Annotated in this window: 18 protein-coding genes; 9 read left to right on the plus strand and 9 right to left on the minus strand. The window is 60.2% G+C overall.

The window, feature by feature from the left end:
• Positions 1 to 43: 43 nt before the first annotated feature.
• Complete coding sequence (locus ACG2K1_RS05405; protein ID WP_395428521.1) at positions 44 to 1387, minus strand: deoxyguanosinetriphosphate triphosphohydrolase; 1344 nt, start codon at positions 1385 to 1387, stop codon at positions 44 to 46.
• A 102-nt stretch (positions 1388 to 1489) separates the two neighbouring features.
• Positions 1490 to 2356: a dTDP-4-dehydrorhamnose reductase gene (rfbD, locus tag ACG2K1_RS05410; RefSeq protein WP_094031075.1), complete on the minus strand. Its 867-nt coding sequence runs from the start codon at positions 2354 to 2356 to the stop codon at positions 1490 to 1492.
• Between the two features lie 234 nt (positions 2357 to 2590).
• Here rfbD and ACG2K1_RS05415 point away from each other — a divergent pair, with 234 nt between their 5' ends.
• From ACG2K1_RS05415 to ACG2K1_RS05435, 5 genes are all read left to right on the plus strand, one after another.
• Positions 2591 to 2821 carry a YdcH family protein gene (locus tag ACG2K1_RS05415; RefSeq protein ID WP_009426567.1) on the plus strand — a complete coding sequence of 77 codons (231 nt, stop codon included), beginning with the start codon at positions 2591 to 2593 and terminating at the stop codon, positions 2819 to 2821.
• Between the two features lie 125 nt (positions 2822 to 2946).
• Positions 2947 to 3798, plus strand: coding sequence for a diaminopimelate epimerase (gene dapF, locus ACG2K1_RS05420; protein ID WP_395428441.1), 852 nt, complete (start codon positions 2947 to 2949; stop codon positions 3796 to 3798).
• 11 nt (positions 3799 to 3809) lie between these two features.
• The gene (locus ACG2K1_RS05425; protein WP_395428442.1) at positions 3810 to 4400 is read left to right on the plus strand and encodes a hypothetical protein; all 591 of its coding nucleotides are present in this window, start codon (positions 3810 to 3812) and stop codon (positions 4398 to 4400) included.
• 123 nt (positions 4401 to 4523) lie between these two features.
• A complete protein-coding gene (gene cysK, locus ACG2K1_RS05430; protein WP_009426564.1) occupies positions 4524 to 5456 on the plus strand; it encodes a cysteine synthase A in 933 nt (310 codons plus the stop codon).
• 166 nt (positions 5457 to 5622) lie between these two features.
• Positions 5623 to 6099 carry a hypothetical protein gene (locus ACG2K1_RS05435; protein ID WP_009426563.1) on the plus strand — a complete coding sequence of 159 codons (477 nt, stop codon included), beginning with the start codon at positions 5623 to 5625 and terminating at the stop codon, positions 6097 to 6099.
• 349 nt (positions 6100 to 6448) lie between these two features.
• Here ACG2K1_RS05435 and ACG2K1_RS05440 read toward each other — a convergent pair whose 3' ends face one another.
• The gene (locus tag ACG2K1_RS05440; RefSeq protein WP_395428443.1) at positions 6449 to 7444 is read right to left on the minus strand and encodes a pentapeptide repeat-containing protein; all 996 of its coding nucleotides are present in this window, start codon (positions 7442 to 7444) and stop codon (positions 6449 to 6451) included.
• A 260-nt stretch (positions 7445 to 7704) separates the two neighbouring features.
• Positions 7705 to 9915 carry a YccS family putative transporter gene (gene yccS, locus ACG2K1_RS05445; protein ID WP_395428444.1) on the minus strand — a complete coding sequence of 737 codons (2211 nt, stop codon included), beginning with the start codon at positions 9913 to 9915 and terminating at the stop codon, positions 7705 to 7707.
• 291 nt (positions 9916 to 10206) lie between these two features.
• Here yccS and pyrB point away from each other — a divergent pair, with 291 nt between their 5' ends.
• Complete coding sequence (gene pyrB / locus ACG2K1_RS05450; RefSeq protein ID WP_395428445.1) at positions 10207 to 11127, plus strand: aspartate carbamoyltransferase; 921 nt, start codon at positions 10207 to 10209, stop codon at positions 11125 to 11127.
• 9 nt (positions 11128 to 11136) lie between these two features.
• Positions 11137 to 11595: an aspartate carbamoyltransferase regulatory subunit gene (gene pyrI / locus ACG2K1_RS05455; RefSeq protein WP_009426558.1), complete on the plus strand. Its 459-nt coding sequence runs from the start codon at positions 11137 to 11139 to the stop codon at positions 11593 to 11595.
• A gap of 754 nt (positions 11596 to 12349) precedes the next feature.
• Here pyrI and ACG2K1_RS05460 read toward each other — a convergent pair.
• Both ACG2K1_RS05460 and ACG2K1_RS05465 read right to left on the minus strand, forming a co-directional pair.
• A complete protein-coding gene (locus ACG2K1_RS05460; protein ID WP_009426554.1) occupies positions 12350 to 12577 on the minus strand; it encodes a CsbD family protein in 228 nt (75 codons plus the stop codon).
• Between the two features lie 169 nt (positions 12578 to 12746).
• Positions 12747 to 14540 carry a Na/Pi cotransporter family protein gene (locus ACG2K1_RS05465; RefSeq protein WP_395428446.1) on the minus strand — a complete coding sequence of 598 codons (1794 nt, stop codon included), beginning with the start codon at positions 14538 to 14540 and terminating at the stop codon, positions 12747 to 12749.
• 204 nt (positions 14541 to 14744) lie between these two features.
• Here ACG2K1_RS05465 and ACG2K1_RS05470 point away from each other — a divergent pair, with 204 nt between their 5' ends.
• Entirely contained in the window at positions 14745 to 15191 is a 447-nt protein-coding gene (locus ACG2K1_RS05470) for a four-helix bundle copper-binding protein (RefSeq protein WP_395428447.1), read from the plus strand.
• Between the two features lie 121 nt (positions 15192 to 15312).
• Here ACG2K1_RS05470 and ACG2K1_RS05475 read toward each other — a convergent pair whose 3' ends face one another.
• The 3 genes from ACG2K1_RS05475 to ACG2K1_RS05485 all read right to left on the minus strand — a co-directional run bounded on the left by ACG2K1_RS05475 (position 15313) and on the right by ACG2K1_RS05485 (position 16137).
• On the minus strand, positions 15313 to 15576 hold the full coding sequence (locus ACG2K1_RS05475) for a YhjD/YihY/BrkB family envelope integrity protein (protein WP_395428448.1): 264 nt from the start codon (positions 15574 to 15576) through the stop codon (positions 15313 to 15315).
• A 135-nt stretch (positions 15577 to 15711) separates the two neighbouring features.
• On the minus strand, positions 15712 to 15870 hold the full coding sequence (locus ACG2K1_RS05480; protein ID WP_009426549.1) for a DUF1328 domain-containing protein: 159 nt from the start codon (positions 15868 to 15870) through the stop codon (positions 15712 to 15714).
• 72 nt (positions 15871 to 15942) lie between these two features.
• Positions 15943 to 16137, minus strand: coding sequence for a CsbD family protein (locus ACG2K1_RS05485; protein WP_009426548.1), 195 nt, complete (start codon positions 16135 to 16137; stop codon positions 15943 to 15945).
• 541 nt (positions 16138 to 16678) lie between these two features.
• Between ACG2K1_RS05485 and ACG2K1_RS05490 the strand changes: the two genes are divergently transcribed.
• Positions 16679 to 17893, plus strand: coding sequence for a uracil-xanthine permease family protein (locus tag ACG2K1_RS05490; protein ID WP_395428449.1), 1215 nt, complete (start codon positions 16679 to 16681; stop codon positions 17891 to 17893).
• The last annotated feature ends 22 nt before the right edge of the window (positions 17894 to 17915 follow it).

The raw sequence follows: 17915 nt of genomic DNA on the forward strand, positions 1-17915 counted from the left end.
CCCGCCTTCGCGGGGATGACGTTTCTGAAAACTTCTGTCGGGGTCAGATCATGCCGATGCCGGAGAGTTCGCGTGCCATTTTGGCAGCGGTGTTGTCGGTCATGCCGCCGACGAAGTCGAGGATTTTCATGTAGGCGGTGTAGAGGGTGTCGTCGCGGCTGACGGGGTGGGCGTTTTTGAGCAGTTCGAGGGCGAGGCTCTGGCGGGTGCCGGTGCGGCCTTCGGTGAGGTATTGGCAGGCGGCGGGGACGAGCAGGCCGAGGATGGAGCCGAGGCAGGGGAAGGAGGCGATTTCGGTCATCAGTTTGCTTTGGTGGCGGAAGATGCGGGTGCGGGCGAGTTCTTTGGCGTTTTCGAGGGTGTCCTGCACTTCTGGGCTGCACAGGGCGAGGAGGTCGCGGCCTTTGAAGCTGCCGTTGAGGAGGTCGGCCTGGTGGGTGATGAAGGTTTGGGCGACGTCTTCGATGGCGCGGCCGATGGCGATGCCGCGCAGCATGGCGCAGCGCTGGCGGCTCGATTGGGCGTGGAAGGTGGGTTCGACGAAGGTAAGGCCGGAGAGGACGGTTTCGACTTCGGTGTCGCTGAGCAGTTCGAGGTCGACGGCGTCTTCGAGGTCGAGCAGGGCGTAGCAGATGTCGTCGGCGGCTTCCATGAGGTAGGAAAGGGGGTGACGCGCCCAGTGGTCGCGGCCGTGGCTGACGAGGCCGAGGGTGTCGGCGACGCGGCGGATGTAGGGCAGCTCGGTTTGGTAGATGTTGAATTTTTTTGTGCCGTTGGGGTGTTGCGTGGTCCAGGGGTATTTGAGCAGCGCGCCGATGGTGGCGGCGGTGAGGCGCATGCCGCCTTTGCCGGGGTACATTTCGAGGCTGGCGAGGATGCGCAGGCTGTGGGCGTTGCCTTCGTAGGTTTGCACGTCGTTGCGCTCGGCAGGGCTGAGGTTTTGCAGGTAGGCGGCGTGTTGCGGGTTGCGGAACCAGTCGCGCAGGGCGTCTTCGCCGGTGTGGCCGAAAGGCGGGTTGCCGAGGTCGTGGGCGAGACAGGCGACTTGGACGACGGCGCCGATGTCGCTCGGGGTGTTGTTTGCGGGGAGGAAGCCGCCTGCCTGCATCATGACGCCGACGCGGTTGCCGATGCTGCGGCCGACGCTGGCGACTTCGACGCTGTGGGTGAGGCGGTTGTGGGTGAGGTCGTGTTCGGCGAAGGGGTGGACTTGGGTTTTGCGGCCGAGGCGGCGGAAGGCGCCGGAGAAGACGACGCGGTCGTAGTCGATGTGGAAGTCGGTGCGCAGGGCGTCGGCGCCTTCTTGGGTGGAGGGGGTGACGGTGGGGACGATTTCGCCGTCTTTGCTGCGGAAGCGTTGGGTGCTCAGAAGCTGCGACCAGTTCATCTGTGTCATGTACGGGTTCTCCTTGTTTTTGATATGGTTTGAGGCCGTCTGAAAAGCCGCCGAGGCTTTTCAGACGGCCTTTGGGTGGCGTCCGGTTCGGGTTTATGCGCCGAAGTGCTGTTCCAAAACGGTGGCGGCGTGTTTGTGCCAGCTGCCGGGGATGAAGCCGAGGCTGCGGGCTTTGTCGCAGTTGAGCACGGAATAGAGCGGGGCGTTGCGCTCTTTGTGCAGCACAGACGAGGGAGTGGGAACAAGTGTGGGCATGACGAACGCGGGGTTGCGTTCGGCGGCGGTTTGCAAAACGGCTTGGGCGAAGGTGTAGTCGCTGAACGCTTTGCCGCCGCAGTAATGCAGCAGCCCCTGCGGGAAGCGCGGCAGTTGCAGCAGGCCGATAACGGTGTCGGCCAAATCGCCGGCAAAGGTGGGGCAGCCGGCGTTGTCGTCGGCCAGGGCGATTTCGCCGCCTTCGGCCGCGCGTTCGAGCAGGCCGGTGACGAAGTTGCGGCCGATGCCGCTGTATATCCACGAGCTGCGGACGACGACGGTGTCCGGTTCGGCCGCCAGCGCCAGCAATTCGCCCGCCAGTTTGGATTGGGCGTAGAGGTTTTTCGGATTGGGCGGATCGTCTTCGGTGTAGGGGATGCGGCTGTTGCCGCCGAAAACGTAATCGGTGGAGATGTGGACGAATTTCGCGCCCACGGCGTAGGCGGCCTGCGCCAGATTGCGCGTACCGGCGGCGTTGACGGCAAACACGCGCTCGGCGTTGTCTTCGGCTTTGGCCGCGCCGGTGTAGGCGGCGGTGTTGATAACGGCGTCGGGCTGGAAGTTTTCCGCCATGCTGAGCACGGCGTCGCGGTCGGTGATGTCGAGCGTTTTCGAGTCGGTGGCGATCAGTTCCCAATCTTCGGGCAGGCGGCTGCGGACGTATTGGCCGAGCTGGCCTTTCGAACCGGTAAGCAGGATGCGCATGGTTGTTCCTTTACGGTGGAATGTCGAAGGTGAAGCGGTTGCGCAGTTTACCTTGTCGGCGGCGGGTTTGAAAGACAAAAGGCCGTCTGAAAAAACGCCGTGCGGGCGTCTTGCGGTATGTCAAGCTGCGTTAAAATTTGTCTGCGGCGCGCGGAAGGTTTGTTATATAATCCGACCGAACCCGCAAAACGGGTTGTTCCCCCGTTAACCATCAATTAATTAAGAGGACGAGCTATGTTTCCCGAATACCGTGATCTGATTTCCAAACTGAAACAGGAAGACACCCATTTTGCCCGCCTGTTCGACGAGCACAACGAGCTGGATGACAAAATCTCCGGTTTGGAAAACGACCCCGTCGCCAGCGTGTCCGCGCAGGACGAAATCGACGCGCTGAAAATCAAAAAACTGGCGCTGAAAGACCAGCTTTTCGCTCTGCTGAAAAAAGCCGAAGCCGAAGGCAAATAAGCCGCGGTTTTGTCATATCAGGCCGTCTGAAAACGCTCCGCCGCCCCGCGGCAGCCGTTTTCAGACGGCCTTTTGTGCTACACTTGCCGCCTTTGGCAAACCGCAGCGCCACAGGACAAACGGACATGACCGCCCCTTTGAAATTCACCAAAATGCACGGCTTGGGCAACGACTTTATCGTGATCGACGGCATTTCGCAGCCCTTCGATCCCGCCGCCGCGCCGATTGCCGCGTGGGCGGACAGGCACACGGGCATCGGTTTTGACCAGCTTCTGCTGGTGGAAAAACCCTTGTCGCCCGCTGCCGATTTCCGCTACCGCATTTTCAATGCCGACGGCGGCGAAGTCGAGCAGTGCGGCAACGGCGCGCGCTGCTTTGCCCGTTTTGTTGTCGACCGCGGTCTGACCGGCAAGCGGGAAATCCGTGTGGAAACGGCGAAGGGCATTATCGTACCGAAGCTGGAAGAAAACGGCCTGGTAACGGTAAACATGGGCAGGCCGCGTCTGAGGCCGTCTGAAATCCCGTTTCTGCCGCAGGAAGGCGAAGCGGACGACGCTTTGGAATACGCCGCGCAGATCGGCGGCGAAACGGTGCGTTTCGGCGTGGTGAATATGGGCAACCCGCACGCGGTTTTACAGACGGCCGATACGGCTTCCGCCCCCGTCGGCCGCATCGGTGCGGCTTTGGAACCGCATCCGCAGTTTCCCGAAAAGGCCAATATCGGTTTTATGCAGGTGCTCGACAGCCGCCATATCCGCCTGCGCGTGTTCGAGCGCGGCGTGGGCGAAACGCAGGCCTGCGGCACGGGCGCGTGCGCGGCGGTGGTGCAGGGCGTGCGTTTGGGACTGTTGGATGCGGGTGTGCCGGTGGAAGTGTCGCTGCCGGGCGGCAGGCTGTCGGTTTCGTGGGACGGCAGCGGCGATGTGATGATGACCGGACCGGCGCAAACGGTGTTTGACGGCGAACTGGTTTATTGAGAAAGCGGCCGATGAATATCCGTCCCGATTTGTGCTGTGCCGCGGCCTATGCCGCGCTTTTTGCCGCCGCCGTCTGGCAGAGCCGCCGTATCGGCTGGCTGCTGGCCGCCGTGTTCTGCTGGCTGGCGGCGGGCTTTGCCGGAATGTGGCTGCTGCCGCGTATGCTGGCGCCGTTCAGCACGGTGATGCTGTATGCGCCGCAGCTGTATATCGTGCCCGCCTGCCTGCTGTTCTTGGCCGCCAACGCCCGCCGCACGGATGAGGCGTCTTATTATACGGCCGGCAACCGGGCGCTGCCGGTGCGTTTTGCCGCTGCCGCCGTGGCGATGGGCTTGGGACACGCGCTGGTGACCGGACTGGTGTGGCTGCGCTATCCCGAAGGAATGACGCCGCGCGCCCTGCCGTTTCTGGCCGACCTTATCCTGCTGCAACCCGTTTACTGGCTGGGTATGCAGCTGCTGCTGATGGCGCTGTTTTCCCTGCACAACCGCATCGCCGCGCGCGCGCCGTCGGTGTTCGGCATACGCCAGATACAGGGCGGTATGCTGGTAGTGATGCTGGCGCAGGCGGTTTACGCGGTGTCGATGATGCGCTGGCGCTGAAACTTAGTCCTTATAACTTTTAGTTTGCCGCGCCGTGCGGGGAAGTTATTTTGTTTTCAGACGGCCTTCTTTTAAGATGCCCGCCGTTCACGTCCAACCGTCCCTTCATCAAGGAAAAACACTATGAATATCGCAAAAAACATTACCGACCTGATCGGCAACACTCCGCTGGTCGAACTGAACCGCCTGGGCGAAGGGCTGCCCGGCCGCGTTGTCGCCAAACTCGAATTCTTCAACCCCGGCAGCAGCGTCAAAGACCGCATCGCCGAAGCCATGATCGAAGCGGCTGAAAAAGAAGGGAAAATCAACAAAAACACCACCATCGTCGAAGCCACCAGCGGCAATACCGGCATCGGCCTGGCCATGGTCTGTGCCGCGCGGGGCTACAAACTCGTCATCACCATGCCCGAAAGCATGAGCAAAGAGCGCAAAATGCTGCTGCGCGCCTTCGGTGCGGAACTGATTCTGACACCCGCCGCCGAAGGCATGGGCGGCGCCATCGCCCGCGCCAAAGCGCTGGTCGAAGAGCATCCCGACACCTACTTCATGCCCCGCCAGTTCGACAACCCCGCCAACGTCGAAATCCACCGCCAAACCACCGCCGAAGAAATCTGGCGCGATACCGACGGCCAAGTCGACATCTTCGTGGCCGGCGTCGGCACGGGCGGCACCGTTACCGGCGTGGGCGAAGTGCTCAAAGCGCGCAAACCAGGCGTGAAAATCGTTGCCGTCGAGCCCGATGCCTCGCCCGTATTGAGCGGCGGCGAAAAAGGCCCGCACCCGATTCAGGGCTTGGGTGCAGGCTTTATCCCCAGTATTCTCAACACCGGCATCTACGACGAAATCATCCGCGTCACCGGCGAAGAAGCCTTTGCCACCGCCCGCGCCTCTGCCGAAAAAGAAGGCATCCTTGTCGGCATCTCCTCCGGCGCCGCCATTTGGAGCGCCCTGCAACTGGCCGCCAAAGAAGAAAACCGCGGCAAACTGATCGTCGTGCTGATTCCTTCCTACGGCGAACGCTACCTCTCCACCCCCCTGTTCGCCGATTTGGTGTAAACGGGTTTCAACGACACGCGGGCAGCCGGTTGTTTCCGGTTGCCCGCGTTCGTTTGATAAAACTTGTAAAGAGCAGCCCGGTTATGGTATTTTCGCCGCCCTCAACCGGCCTGACGCCGCTGTACGAACTGCCGGAAAACCATCAAAAAAGGAATTTGCGCCCGCCATGAAAAAATACCTTCCCCTCCTGCTGGCCTGCGCCGCACTGTCTGCCTGCGAAACCGTTTCCGTTCCCGTTATCGGCACAGGCACAAAACCCGCAGCCGTCCGCCCCCAACAGGGCGCCTACCGCCTCGCCCCGAACCACTGGGCAGACGTGGCGAAAATCCGCGACGAAGCCACCCGCCTGAGCGACCAGGTAGGTCAGGGCAAAATCACCAAAGTGCAGGCCGCGCAGCAGCTCAACCGCTTCCGCATCCGCCTGGTCGGCAACAACCCCGTCGACGACAGCATTTACGACGTCTACCTGCGCTCCGCCGTAGACAGCCAGCGCGGCGCCATCAGCAGCGCCCAGTCCAAGCAGTATATCGGCAACGCTCTCAAAGGCTGGCAGACCCGCTGGCCGCATATGCAGAACAAACCGGCCAACCCCGCCTTCGCCAACTTCCTGATGGAACTGATGGGCTTGCAGCCGCTGAAATAAATGTCCGCCCGACACGAAAAGGCCGTCTGAAAACTGTTCGGACGACCTTTTTCTTTTGGTTTTGACCTTGTTATAGTGAGCCAAAATAAAAAATCTACGGCGTTGCTGCGCCTTGCCGTACTACCTGTACTGTCTGCGGCTTGCTGCCTTGTATCTTTTTTATTTTGACTCACTATAAAACTGCGCTTTCAGACGGCCTTAACCATTACAGATAGTGGGTGCCGCCTAAGCGGCGCACGTGCTTCCTGCGATACCCGCAATACCAAGAGGCCGTCTGAAATCTTGGATTCGACTTTCAGACGGCCTCTTATTTGCTGCTTATTTGCCGTAGGCTTTGGCGAAGCCGAAACTATTTCATGCGGCAGCCTGTGGCTTCGGCGGCTTGGCAGATGCAGTCGTAAAACAGGCGGCTGGTTTCGGCGTCGTAGTGTTTGGGCGATAGGGTCGCCAATTGGTCGGCATGGAATACGCCGTAGGGGGTTTGCGGATGCGGGCGGCAGTCTTCCGCTTCGTCCAACAGGCGGTCGGCATGGGAGGTTTTTTGTTGCCGAATCAGGGCGACGAGAGCTTGGTAAAACGCTTGGGTTTGGCGGACGATGCAGTTGCGCGGCGAGGGTTTGGCTGTGCCGAAGTCGTAATTGGCGATGGTGCAGACCAGCAGTTCGGCTTGGCTGAAATCGACGTTTTCCAGTGAGGTTTGGGCGTCTTGCCTGTCCAACGAAAATTCGCCTTGGAAAGAGCAGGCTTTCAGGCTGCCTGAAAAGGTGCAGTTTTTCATCGGCGTGGCATCGAAATCGGCTTTGCGGATGTCGCCCTCGAAAGTGCAGTTTTCCAGCAGGCTGTTGAGAAAGCTCAGGCGGCTGGATTTTTTGATGCGGGTGAAGCGGCAGTTTTGCAGGGTGGCGCGGGCGAAGGCGATGTTTTTGGGGAAGGCGCAGCCGTCAAAATCGCAGTCGGCAAGCTGTGCGCTGAGTCCGCCGAAGTTGGCGGCGTTTTTGGCTTTGAAGGTGCTGCCGTTGAAGCGGACGTTGTCAAAGCGCATGGTTTCGTTGTCGTTTTGGTGGGCGACGGACACGTCCGACCACAGCGAGCCTGAAAAGTCGGCATCGCGCAAAATGCCGCTGTGCGGGATAAGAAGGCTGGCGGGGAATTGCTCTATCGGCGGCAGTTTGGCGGTTTCTTCTTTGCTGCGCTCGTCGCCAATCAGTTGGATGCCGCGAAAGTCCAGCAGTCCGTATTCGGTGCTGCCGAAGGGGGAGACGGTGAGGTTTTGCGTGGCGGTGAGGATTTGGCGGATGTTGCCGAGGGCGTGCCAGCGTTTTTTGAGGGAGGCGGGGATGGGCATGAAGCGCTCCTTTTGAGATTGGAAATTCGGTTGCGGTGTGCAGGCTGCCTATCGCTTCAAATGCGCCGATTATCGTTGTTCAAAGCAAGCGTAGAGTTGTCTAAGCGATGCACGCGTTCCCTGTTGTTGGAAAGGCCGTTCCCGCCGGCACCCCTTCGGGACATAAACGCAGGAATGGCGTTTTTGAAACCTGAGGCCGTCTGAAAACCGGTGTCCGTAAGCGGAAACCGGTTTTCAGACGGCCTTTCGGCTTTCATATTTCAGACGGCCTCTGCCTTTGGAGCCGTCTGAACGGCGCTTTGTCCGCCGTCTTGGCCGTTTGTCGCGTCGGGGGCGGTTTCGGCACGTCCGTTAAGGGCGAGGTAGGCGGGTTCGAGGAGGTCGGCGGTGGCGGCGAGCTGCTGCCACAGGATGCTGCTTTGTTCGCCGCCTTCCTGCGGGCGCAGGTCTTTGATGGCGGCGCGGATGTCGGTGAGGCGTTGGCGGAAGGTGTCTTCGGGCAGTTCGGACATGTCTTCCATCAGGGCGCAGACTTGGGCGGCGGCGGGGAAGTAGCGTTGCAGGAAGGGTTGGTGTTCGGGGTCGCGGCGCAGGGTGTCGCGGTAGGCGCCCAGGGCAGAGATGTAGCCGATGAGGGAGTAGTTGATTTTGAGCAGGCGGAAGCCGTCGTGCAGGCGGCTGCCGTATTTTTTCGGTTCGCCCGACATGTCGGACAGGGTGCTGGAGAGGGTGGCGGCGCGTTCGTGGCTGAGGCGGCGGGCGGCGCGGTAGTCTACGTCTTCGCCGCCGCCGTGTTCGAGGCGTTCGAGCACGCTGCGCAGGTAGGAGGCATCGGCGGCAACGGCGGCGGCACCGGTTTTGCCCAGTTGCAGGTAGTGCCAGTCGGGCCAGAGGTAGGAGACGGCCGCCCAGGCGAGCAGACAGCCGATAACGGTGTCGGCCATGCGCATGGGCAGGGCTTGGGTGATGTCGTAGCCGGCGATGGAGAAGCTGATGAGTGCCTGGATGGTGATGAAGAAGGTGGAATAGCTGTATTTGTTGACGCGGAAGAGGAAGAAGAGGGTGACGCCTGCGGTCATAACCATCAGCTTGGCTTCGAGCGACTGGGTGAAGTAGGGCAGGAGGGAGCCGACGAGCACGCCGCCGAGGGTGCCGGTGATGCGCTGTTTCAGACGGCTTTGGGTGGCGGAGTGGTTGGGCTGGCAGACGAAAACGGCGGTGAGCAGTATCCAGTAGCCGAAGTTGAGGTCGAGCATTTCGACGATGAGGCCGCACACGACGACTATCAGCGCCATGCGTACGGCGTGGCGGAAGGTGGCGGAGCGGGTGTTGAGCTGGGAGAGGATGCTTTGGGCGGCGTCTTTGAGTTTGGCCGAGTCGTGGTGGGCGATGCGCAGGTCGCCTGCGGCGGCTTCGGGCAGGCCGCTGTCGAGGTTGGCGATTTGGTAGTTGATGTTTTGCAGGTTGTCGGCCAGACGTTGCAGCAGGGGCATTTCGGGTGCGGTGGGGTGTTCGGCGGCGTAGTGGGCAGCAGACTGTTTGAGCCCTTTGCCGGCGCGGGCGAGGCGGGGGTCGGGGGTGTAGGTGCGGCCTTCGCGCAGGCTGTCGGCGATGTCGCGGCAGGCTTGGCCTTGCAGTTCCATCAGGCGCAGGAAGCGGAAAATCAGGTCGCTGTTTTTCAGTTTGTCGGCCATTTGGCGGTAGCTGATGTGGCTGGAGCTGGCGCGTTCGTGGATGTCTTGGGCGGCGAAGTAGTAGCGCAGCATGCGGGTGGTGCGCGGGTGGCGGTGCTGGCCGCGCATGCGGTAGAAGAGGGCGCTGCGGCAGAGGTTGAAGGTGTGGATGATTTGGTTGTTTTTCATGGCCAGGGCGATTTGCCGCTCTTCGATACCGTCGGCTTCGTCGGGGTCGAAGAAGCAGGCTTTGGCGTCGAGATAGGCGCCCAGCGCGGTGTAGGCGTTGGCGACGCTCTCCTGTACGGGGCGGTGCGGCAGCAGGATGTGCAGGCCGAGGGTGATGAGACTGTAGAGCCCCGCGCCGCAGAGAATCATCAGCGGGTTGAGATACCAGGCCGAGGCGCTGTCGGGGTTGTAGGTGAGCGTGGTGTACACGGCCACGGCGAGCGTGCCGAAAGCGATGGTGCGGTAGCGCAGGCCGACGGCGCCTATCATGGTGAAGACGAAGGCCAAAAGCGCCATCACGGGCAGAAACAGCGCGGTGTTGCCCAGCGATGCCTGCACCGCCAGCGAAGAGGCGGCAAAGGCCGCCAGCGATACGGCGGTGTTTTTCAGACGGCCTGAGAGGGCGTTGTCCAAATCCACCAGTCCGCCCGCAATCACGCCCAACACCAACGGGATGGCGAGTTTTTCCAAATGGAAGCGGTAGACCAGCAGGGCGATGATGCCGACAGATAAAAGCGGCGGCAGGGTGGCGATGAATTTGCCGCTGACGGGCGGGGTTTTGAATTTCATGGCGGTGTTTTGGCGGTGTTTGTGCGGGCGAGATTGTACACCGCATCAGGCCGTCTGAAAGCAGGATTGAGGCCGTCTGAAACGGCGGAAAACGCGCTTTCAGACGGCCTCCCCTTATGCGATAATCGCGCCCGTTTTTTCTTCGGACACCGTTATGCAGAACCGCCCCGCCCGCCGCACCTTCCCCGCCGCCCGCAGCGGCTGTTCCGCTTTTCCCATCCCGCCCGCCCTGCGGGCTTTTTAGCGCTTGCGTGCCGCATGAAGGCCGCAAGTTCACGGAAAGGAAATCCTATGCCCAATCCGCTCTACCGCCAAAACATCATCTCCATTTCAGACCTTTCCACCGAACAGCTCGAACTGCTGCTTCAGACGGCCTTAAAGCTCAAAGCCGAGCCGCGCGGCGATTTGCTCGAAGGCAGGCTCATCGGCTCGTGTTTTTTCGAACCGTCCACGCGCACGCGGCTGTCGTTTGAAACAGCCGTGCAGCGGCTCGGCGGCAAAGTCATCGGCTTTGCCGACGGCGCGAACACCAGTGCCAAAAAAGGCGAAACGCTGGCCGACACCGCCCGCATCATTTCCAGCTACACCGACGCCATCATCCAACGCCACCCCAAAGACGGCGCGGCGCGCGTGTTGGCCGAGTTTTCCAAAGTGCCCGTGATTAACGCGGGCGACGGCACCAACCAGCACCCCAGCCAAACCCTGCTCGATTTGGTAACGATTTACGAAACCCAAGGCCGTCTGAACGGCCTCAAAATCGCCATGGCGGGCGATCTCAAATACGGCCGCACCGTGCACTCGCTTTGTCAGGCACTCAAACGTTGGGACTGCGAATTTGCCTTCGTCTCCCCGCCCAGCCTTGCCATGCCCGAATACATCACCGAAGAGCTGGAGGCGCAAGGCTGCGCGTATCAGACATTTGGCAGTCTCGAAGAAGCCGTCGAATGGGCGGATATTCTTTACATGACCCGCGTACAGCGCGAACGCTTCGACGAACAAGAGTTCGCCAAAATCCAAGGCAAATTCAACCTCAACGCCGCCATGCTCGCCGGTGCCAAACCCAATCTGCGCGTTTTGCACCCCCTGCCGCGCGTCGACGAAATCCATCCCGACGTCGACGCCACGCCGCACGCCTACTATTTCGAACAGGCGACCAACGGCGTGTACGCCCGCATGGCGATTCTGTCGCTGGTGTTAAACGAAGAAGTGTAAGGAGCAAACATGGAACAGAAAAAACTCAGCGTCGAAGCCATCGAAAAAGGTACAGTCATCGACCACATCCCCGCCGGACTCGGTCTCACCATCCTGCGCCAGTTCAAACTATTGCACTACGGCAGCGCCGTCACCGTAGGCTTCAACCTGCCGAGCAAAACGCAGGGCAGCAAAGACATCATCAAAATCGCCGGCGTTTCCTTCGACGATGCCGCCGCCAACCGCCTCGCCCTCTTTGCTCCCGAGGCGGTGGTAAACACCATCGAAAATTTCAAAGTGGTGGCCAAACGCCGCCTGCAACTGCCCGACGAAATCGCCGAAGTGTTCCGCTGCCCCAACGCCAACTGCGCCAGCCGCAGCGAGCCGGTGAAAAGCCGTTTTTATGTGAAAACGCAAAACGCGCAAACCAAGCTCAAATGCCACTATTGCGAAAAAACCTTCCCGCGCGGCGTGGTGTTGGAAGCGTAGGCTTGTCAGAACCGCAGCAGCAAAAAGGCCGTCTGAAAACCCTGAATCAGGGTTTTCAGACGGCCTTTAACAGACAACGCACACCGCAGGTCGGATTCTCGAATCCGACGGCCGGCCGCAAGGGCGTCATGGGGCGGCAGCGGCGTGACGGAACGTGAATTTTCCCCTTGCGGGGAAACGTCGGATACAAGTATCCGACCTACGGGATTCCTTTGAGGCCGTGTGAAACCTAAGGCAAAGGCCGTCTGAAAGCGCAGCTTCAACGAAGCCGCGTAGATCGGGCATTTATGCCCGACTCCCTCCCGTTCCATGTTTTTCAGGCATAAATGCCCGATCTGCCGAACTCTCGCCGCTGCGGCGACTTTTGCAGGGTATCGGCGAAATGCGGTTCTCCGAACCGCTACCCCCACCCCGACCCTTCCCCGCGCTTGGAGCGCAGGGGAGGGAGTCAGGTGTGCGGCGGGAATGACGGTTTCAGACGGCCTTTTGCCTGCCCGCACGGTTGTCAGCCAAACCACAAACCGCGTGCGTTACGGGACGGCAATCCTGCCGCCCGTCCGTAGGGTGTGTTGCTCGGCAACGCACGCGTTCCCTGCGATATCTGCCGTCTGTCCCGTTCGGTCTCCTGCAATCCGTCTGATCCGCTTCCGCTATACGCAAAGGCCGTCTGAAAGCGAAGTTCCAACGAAGTTAAATGAAAAAGGCCGTCTGAAAAAACCGAAAGAGAGTTTTCAGACGGCCTTTTTCAGACGGCCTAGAATTTGCTTTTGATGTCGTCAATCAGGCTTTCCGCTTTGGCCTTGGCTTCGTCGGCCAGGCGGCTTGTTTCGTCTTTGCCTTTTTGCAGCATTTCGGCGGCTTCTTCTTTTGCCTTGCCCGCGCCCTGTTGCAGCAGACCTTCGGCTTTCAGTTTGCCGTCGCCCAACACTTCGCCGGCGGCTTCTTTCAGTTTGCCGGTGATTTCGTCGAATTTGCCGTTCATATTGCTTTCCTTTTTTTGCGGTTAATCGGAGGCCGCAGTGTAGCCGTATGGCGGGAAAACGTCCGGCCGCCGCCGCCGCCGAAAGGCCGTCTGAACGCACCGGTCGGTGTCCGCAGGCTGTTTGAGCTCCGGTGCGGACATTTGTCGGACGGAAAACGGCAGGCCGTTTTCAGACGGCCTCCTGCGCCGCAAAGCCTTCGTCCGCCTGCGCCGTCTCTTCCGGCAGCGGGTTGCGCGAGGCGAGGATTTCGGCCAGGGCGCGGCCGATGCGGCGGGCGTAGGTGATGTCGTTGAGCAGCGAGGAGGCCTGCCAGCCGTTCAGTTCTTTGTTGCGCAGTTTCACCATCGCGCGGCCGCGCAGGGTTTCGAGCGTTTCGATATGGGCGTCGAGCTGGTGCGCCAGTTCGGCGCGGGCTTCTTCCGTGTCGGCGCCGTCGGTGCGGCGGAACAGCAGCAGGGTTTTGAAAACGTGGCGGCGCAGGCGCAGGTAGTCGCGGTTGGCGGGCGAGGCGCTGTCGGACAAATACTGCTGCATGTTTTTTTGCAGGTGCTGGCTCTCTTTCACTGTTTCGACGATCTGCCAAGCGGCGGTCTGTTCGGCGGCAAGCTGCCTTTGCTGCGTTTCGTCGGAGGGATCGAGCTTGCCGGCAAATTCGAGGATGCTGCTGAACAGCGGCTTGATCTGCCGCGCATACAGGCGGGTAACGTCGGCATCGAGCGGCGGCGCGGGGTCGGGAAGATTGCGGTCGTCGGCCGTTTCGTCATAGAGCAGCGGGGGCGGCAGGAAGAGGGCGTGGCAGACGGTTTCGACACCCGCTTTGTCGAGGTGGCGCACTTCTTTGCCCAGCGCCGCCAGCGCGGTATCGGGCGAGAGCAGCATATTGGCGTTGAGATACTGCGCTTCGAGCGCGGCCGTTTCTTCGGGCAGGCTGCCGGCGTCGGCCGCATCGGGCAGGCGGCGGGTGAGTTCGCGGGCGAGGCGGTCTTGGAATTTCCAGAACACGGCGATGCCCAGCACGTTGAACAGGGTGTGGAAGAGCGCCAGTTGCAGCAGCGCCCCCATGCCCAGCCATTGCCCGGCGAGGATAACGACCTGCGTCAGCGGCAGCCACACGGCCAGCGACAGGGCGGCGGTGACGACGTTGAACAAAACGTGCGCCACCGCCAGCCGCCGCCCGCTGCAGTCGCTGCCGAGCATGCCGACCAGCGCGGTGGACACGCTGGTGCCGACGCACGAGCCGACGGCAACGGCAAAACCCTGCATCAGCGTGAGCTGTCCGCCCGACAAGGCCGCCAGCGCCAGCAGCAGCGTGGCGTGCGACGACTGCAAGACGACGGTGAGCAGAAATCCGACAGTGAAAAAGAGCAGGGTTTCGGCCATGCCGCCTATCTGCGTGCCGGAAAAATCGATGTCCGCACCGAAAGCCTGAAAGCCGTCTTTGATTTCGTCCACGCCGAGGAAAATCAGCGCCACGCCCACCAGCACGCGGCCGAGGGCGCGGCTGCGGCCGCCGAAAAAGCCCAGAAGGATACCGAACACCAGCATCGGCAGCGCGGCAGGCGACAGGCTGAGGTTCTGCCCCGCCAGCGCCAGCAGCCACACGCCGCCCGTCGCGCCGAGATTCGTGCCGAGAATGATGGCGATGCCGCCGGGCAGCGTAATCATGCCCGAGCTTAAAAACGCCATCGCCAAGAGCGCCACCAACGTGCTCGACTGCAAAATAAGCGTCGCACCCGTGCCGAAGAGCACGCCTTTGAGCGGCGTGGCCGTGGACTTGCGCATCCAACCTTCCAGCCGTCCGCCCGCCGCGTTGCGCAGCCCTTCTTCGATGTTCTGCATGCCGAATAAAAACAGCGCCAGCCCGTAACACAGGCGCAGCCACGGCGGGCTGTAGGCAAAGCTCGCCGCCAGCGCCAGCAGCAGCACGGCGAACAGAAAATATTTCTGAATCAGTTTGGCCATCCGTTTTCTCCTTGTGCTTTTATATGTTAGCGGCCGGGCGTTTCCGACAAGGCCGCATTCTAACCGAAAGGCCGTCTGAAAACAGGCGGCGCGGCCGTTTGCCGCCTGGCGCTGCAACATGTTAATATCGGCCGCAGCCAACGTTTCTTAACAAAAGGCTGTTTTCCGTTTAACCTTTCCTGCAAACCAAACAAGGAGAATACTGTGAACCGACGCCAATTCATCGGCAGCACCGCCGCGGTTTCCCTCGCCGCCGCCGCTTCGCTGGCCAAAGCCCACGACCACCATGCCCACCACCACGCCGCACCCGCCGCCGCCAATCCCTACGACGAAGCGCGTTTGGCTGCCGGCCACTGCCTTGCCGCAGGGCAGGTCTGCCTTGCGCACTGCATCGCCCTGCTCAATCAGGGCGACACAAGCATGAAAGACTGCTCCGTGGCCGTGAACCAGATGCTCGCCCTGTGCGGCGCGCTGCAAAACCTCGCCGCGCAGAAATCGCAGCTCGTGCCCGCGCTGGCCAAGCTGTGCGCCCAAGCCTGCAAACAGTGCGCCGCCGCCTGCAAAGCGCACGCGGGACACCACGCCGAATGCAAAGCGTGCTACGAATCCTGCACCGCCTGCGTCAAAGCCTGCGAAAAAATCGCCGCCTGATGCGCGTGTGAAAACGAAAAAAGGCCGTCTGAAAACCCTGTTTTGGGTTTTCAGACGGCCTTTTTTCAGACGGCCTTTTTCAGGTTCTGCCCGATAGCCTGCCAATGTTCAAACCACGCTTTCAGACGGCCTCTTCCCGCGTGGCATCAAGCGAGGCGGCGAGCACTGCGCCGGAGAGCAGCATCGTCCACAGCAGATTGATCCACAGCAAAAAAAGCAGCACGGCGGCAAAGCGTCCGTACACCGCCGCATAGCCTGCGGCCAGCGTAGCATTGTACCGGGCGAAGGCGTAGCCCGCGGCTTTGAGCAGCAGCGCGGCGGCAGCGGCGGCCGTCCAGGCGGCGCGGCGGGAAACGGGCGCGCCGGGCACGAAGCGGTAGAGCATATAGCTGCTTTTGGACTCCGATTTAGCCCATCTCTTATCAAGAAATGAATAAAACAATGGCCATCTGAAAATTTCAGACGGCCATTGTGTTAGAGAATACTTATTCATGAAGATTGCATTGCAATCGTTTTGCTTTTATTTCTTCCTACCAAAAATCAGTGACAACACCGATAAAATCAGGAAACCGACAAACAAGATTTTGGCAATACCTGCAGCACTACCTGCAATACCGCCAAAACCCAATACCGCTGCAATAATGGCGATTACGAAAAAAACCACTGCATAATGAAGCATAATTTTTCCTTTAGCAAATGTACAAACGGCCGGCAGAGCCGACCGTCTCCCTAAATCAAATCATTTAACGACTTAATCGTTCAACCAGTCATCAATCTCTTTTTCAGCTTCTTCCTTGGTGCGGCCATAACGTTCTTGGATTTTACCAACCAACTGATCACGTTTGCCTTCAACGATATCCAAATCGTCATTGGTCAGTTCGCCCCATTTTTCTTTGGCTTTACCTTTAAGCTGTGTCCATTTACCTTTGAAAATATCTTCATTCATATTACACCATCCTTATCTTAATTGATTAATAGAAGGGTACTCACGGTCTTTTCATGACTGCTTGTGTCAAATCTTATCTGATAATTTCTTAATTGGCAAATTAAAAGCATGATATTTTTTGATAAAAAAGCAATTTATTGCGGTATTTTTTTAATTTTTACATATTTTAAATTTAAATTGAAGATTTTTAGTAAATTTTATTTACTAACAAGCAAGTCAGCCCTGCGGCGGTAAGCGGCACGCGGGCATGGGCGAAGGCGGCGCGGAAACGGCCAAGCCACAGGGTAGTGTTTTCAGACGGCCAAAACGGTCAGGGCATGGGCGGTGCTCCAAAACGGGGAGGGGCGATTGTATAGCGGCGGCCGTCTGAAAGCGAAGTTCCGGCAAAGGGCAAACGGGCGGCGGTTGTCGGCAACTTCATTCCTGCGTTTATGCCCCGAAGGGGTACCGGCGGAACGGCCTTTGCGTTCTGTAAAGGCGCTTAGCAAAGCCTGTGGCAAACCGTTATAATCTGCGCGTTTTATGTAAAGAAAGCGTAATCATGCAATATCTGAAACAGGCGGTGGCGGGGGCGCAGATTCTCTTCGTCGCTTTCGGTGCGATGGTGCTCGTGCCGCTGCTCACCGGCCTCAACCCTTCTATGGCCTTGCTCGGCGCGGGCATCGGCACGCTGCTGTTCCAGCTTTGCACGCGGCGCAAGGTGCCTATTTTCCTCGGCTCGTCCTTCGCCTTTATCGCGCCGATTATTTACGCGATGCAGGAATGGGGCATGGGCGGCACGATGTTCGGCCTGTTTGCCGCCGGTTTTATGTATTTCGTGTTCGCCGCGCTGATTAAATGGCGCGGGCTGGACGCGGTGAACAAGCTGCTGCCGCCCGTGGTAATCGGGCCGGTGATTATGGTGATCGGCCTGTCGGTGGCGGCGGTGGCCAGCCAGATGGCGATGGGACAGGCGGGCGGCGGGCAGAAATACGACTATGTGCAGTCGCTGCTGCTTTCCGGCTTTACCTTTGCCGTGACCGTTGTCGTTGCCGTGTTCGGCAGCAAAATGATGAAGCTGATCCCGATTCTGATCGGCGTGGCGGCGGGCTATCTCGCGGCTTGGGCGCTGGGCATCGCAGATACCGCTGCCATTGCGCAGGCCGACTGGTTTACCGTACCCGAATTCCACCGCCCCGAAGTGAACTGGCAGGCGGCGTTGTTTATGCTGCCCGTGGCCGTCGCGCCCGCCATCGAGCACATCGGCGGCATCATGGCCATCGGCAAGGTAACGGGGCAGGACTACGCCGCCGACCCCGGCCTGCACAAAACGCTGGCGGGCGACGGCTTGGGCGTGTGCGTGGCCGGCCTGATCGGCGGCCCGCCCGTCACCACCTACGGCGAAGTGACCGGCGCGGTGATGCTGACGAAAAACAGCAACCCCGCCATCATGACCTGGGCGGCGCTCTTTGCCGTCTGCATGGCCTTTTTCGGCAAATTCAACGCCTTCCTCGCCTCGATTCCGCTGCCGGTGATGGGCGGCGTGATGATTCTGCTGTTCGGCACCATCGCCTCGCTCGGCCTGAAAACGCTGATCGACGCGCAGGTGGATTTGATGAGGCCGAAAAACCTGGTGATCGCCAGCTCGGTGCTGACCACGGGCGTCGGCGGCATGGTGTTCAAAGTCGGCAGCGTCAGCTTCGCCGGCGTCGGCCTGTGCGCCGTGCTGGCGATTGTGCTGAATCTGGTGCTGCCGGACAGGGCGGAGCAGGAATAAGCGGATCGGTATAAAAAGGCCG

The organism is Neisseria sp. 23W00296 (assembly GCF_044772855.1).
Taxonomy (GTDB): Bacteria; Pseudomonadota; Gammaproteobacteria; order Burkholderiales; family Neisseriaceae; genus Neisseria.

Coding starts and splice junctions, on each gene's coding strand:
- ACG2K1_RS05405 (WP_395428521.1), bottom strand. CDS start 1,387: ATGAACTGGTCGCAGCTTCTGAGCACCCAACGCTTCCGCAGCAAAGAC.
- rfbD (WP_094031075.1), bottom strand. CDS start 2,356: ATGCGCATCCTGCTTACCGGTTCGAAAGGCCAGCTCGGCCAATACGTC.
- ACG2K1_RS05415 (WP_009426567.1), top strand. CDS start 2,591: ATGTTTCCCGAATACCGTGATCTGATTTCCAAACTGAAACAGGAAGAC.
- dapF (WP_395428441.1), top strand. CDS start 2,947: ATGACCGCCCCTTTGAAATTCACCAAAATGCACGGCTTGGGCAACGAC.
- ACG2K1_RS05425 (WP_395428442.1), top strand. CDS start 3,810: ATGAATATCCGTCCCGATTTGTGCTGTGCCGCGGCCTATGCCGCGCTT.
- cysK (WP_009426564.1), top strand. CDS start 4,524: ATGAATATCGCAAAAAACATTACCGACCTGATCGGCAACACTCCGCTG.
- ACG2K1_RS05435 (WP_009426563.1), top strand. CDS start 5,623: ATGAAAAAATACCTTCCCCTCCTGCTGGCCTGCGCCGCACTGTCTGCC.
- ACG2K1_RS05440 (WP_395428443.1), bottom strand. CDS start 7,444: ATGCCCATCCCCGCCTCCCTCAAAAAACGCTGGCACGCCCTCGGCAAC.
- yccS (WP_395428444.1), bottom strand. CDS start 9,915: ATGAAATTCAAAACCCCGCCCGTCAGCGGCAAATTCATCGCCACCCTG.
- pyrB (WP_395428445.1), top strand. CDS start 10,207: ATGCCCAATCCGCTCTACCGCCAAAACATCATCTCCATTTCAGACCTT.
- pyrI (WP_009426558.1), top strand. CDS start 11,137: ATGGAACAGAAAAAACTCAGCGTCGAAGCCATCGAAAAAGGTACAGTC.
- ACG2K1_RS05460 (WP_009426554.1), bottom strand. CDS start 12,577: ATGAACGGCAAATTCGACGAAATCACCGGCAAACTGAAAGAAGCCGCC.
- ACG2K1_RS05465 (WP_395428446.1), bottom strand. CDS start 14,540: ATGGCCAAACTGATTCAGAAATATTTTCTGTTCGCCGTGCTGCTGCTG.
- ACG2K1_RS05475 (WP_395428448.1), bottom strand. CDS start 15,576: ATGCTCTACCGCTTCGTGCCCGGCGCGCCCGTTTCCCGCCGCGCCGCC.
- ACG2K1_RS05480 (WP_009426549.1), bottom strand. CDS start 15,870: ATGCTTCATTATGCAGTGGTTTTTTTCGTAATCGCCATTATTGCAGCG.
- ACG2K1_RS05485 (WP_009426548.1), bottom strand. CDS start 16,137: ATGAATGAAGATATTTTCAAAGGTAAATGGACACAGCTTAAAGGTAAA.
- ACG2K1_RS05490 (WP_395428449.1), top strand. CDS start 16,679: ATGCAATATCTGAAACAGGCGGTGGCGGGGGCGCAGATTCTCTTCGTC.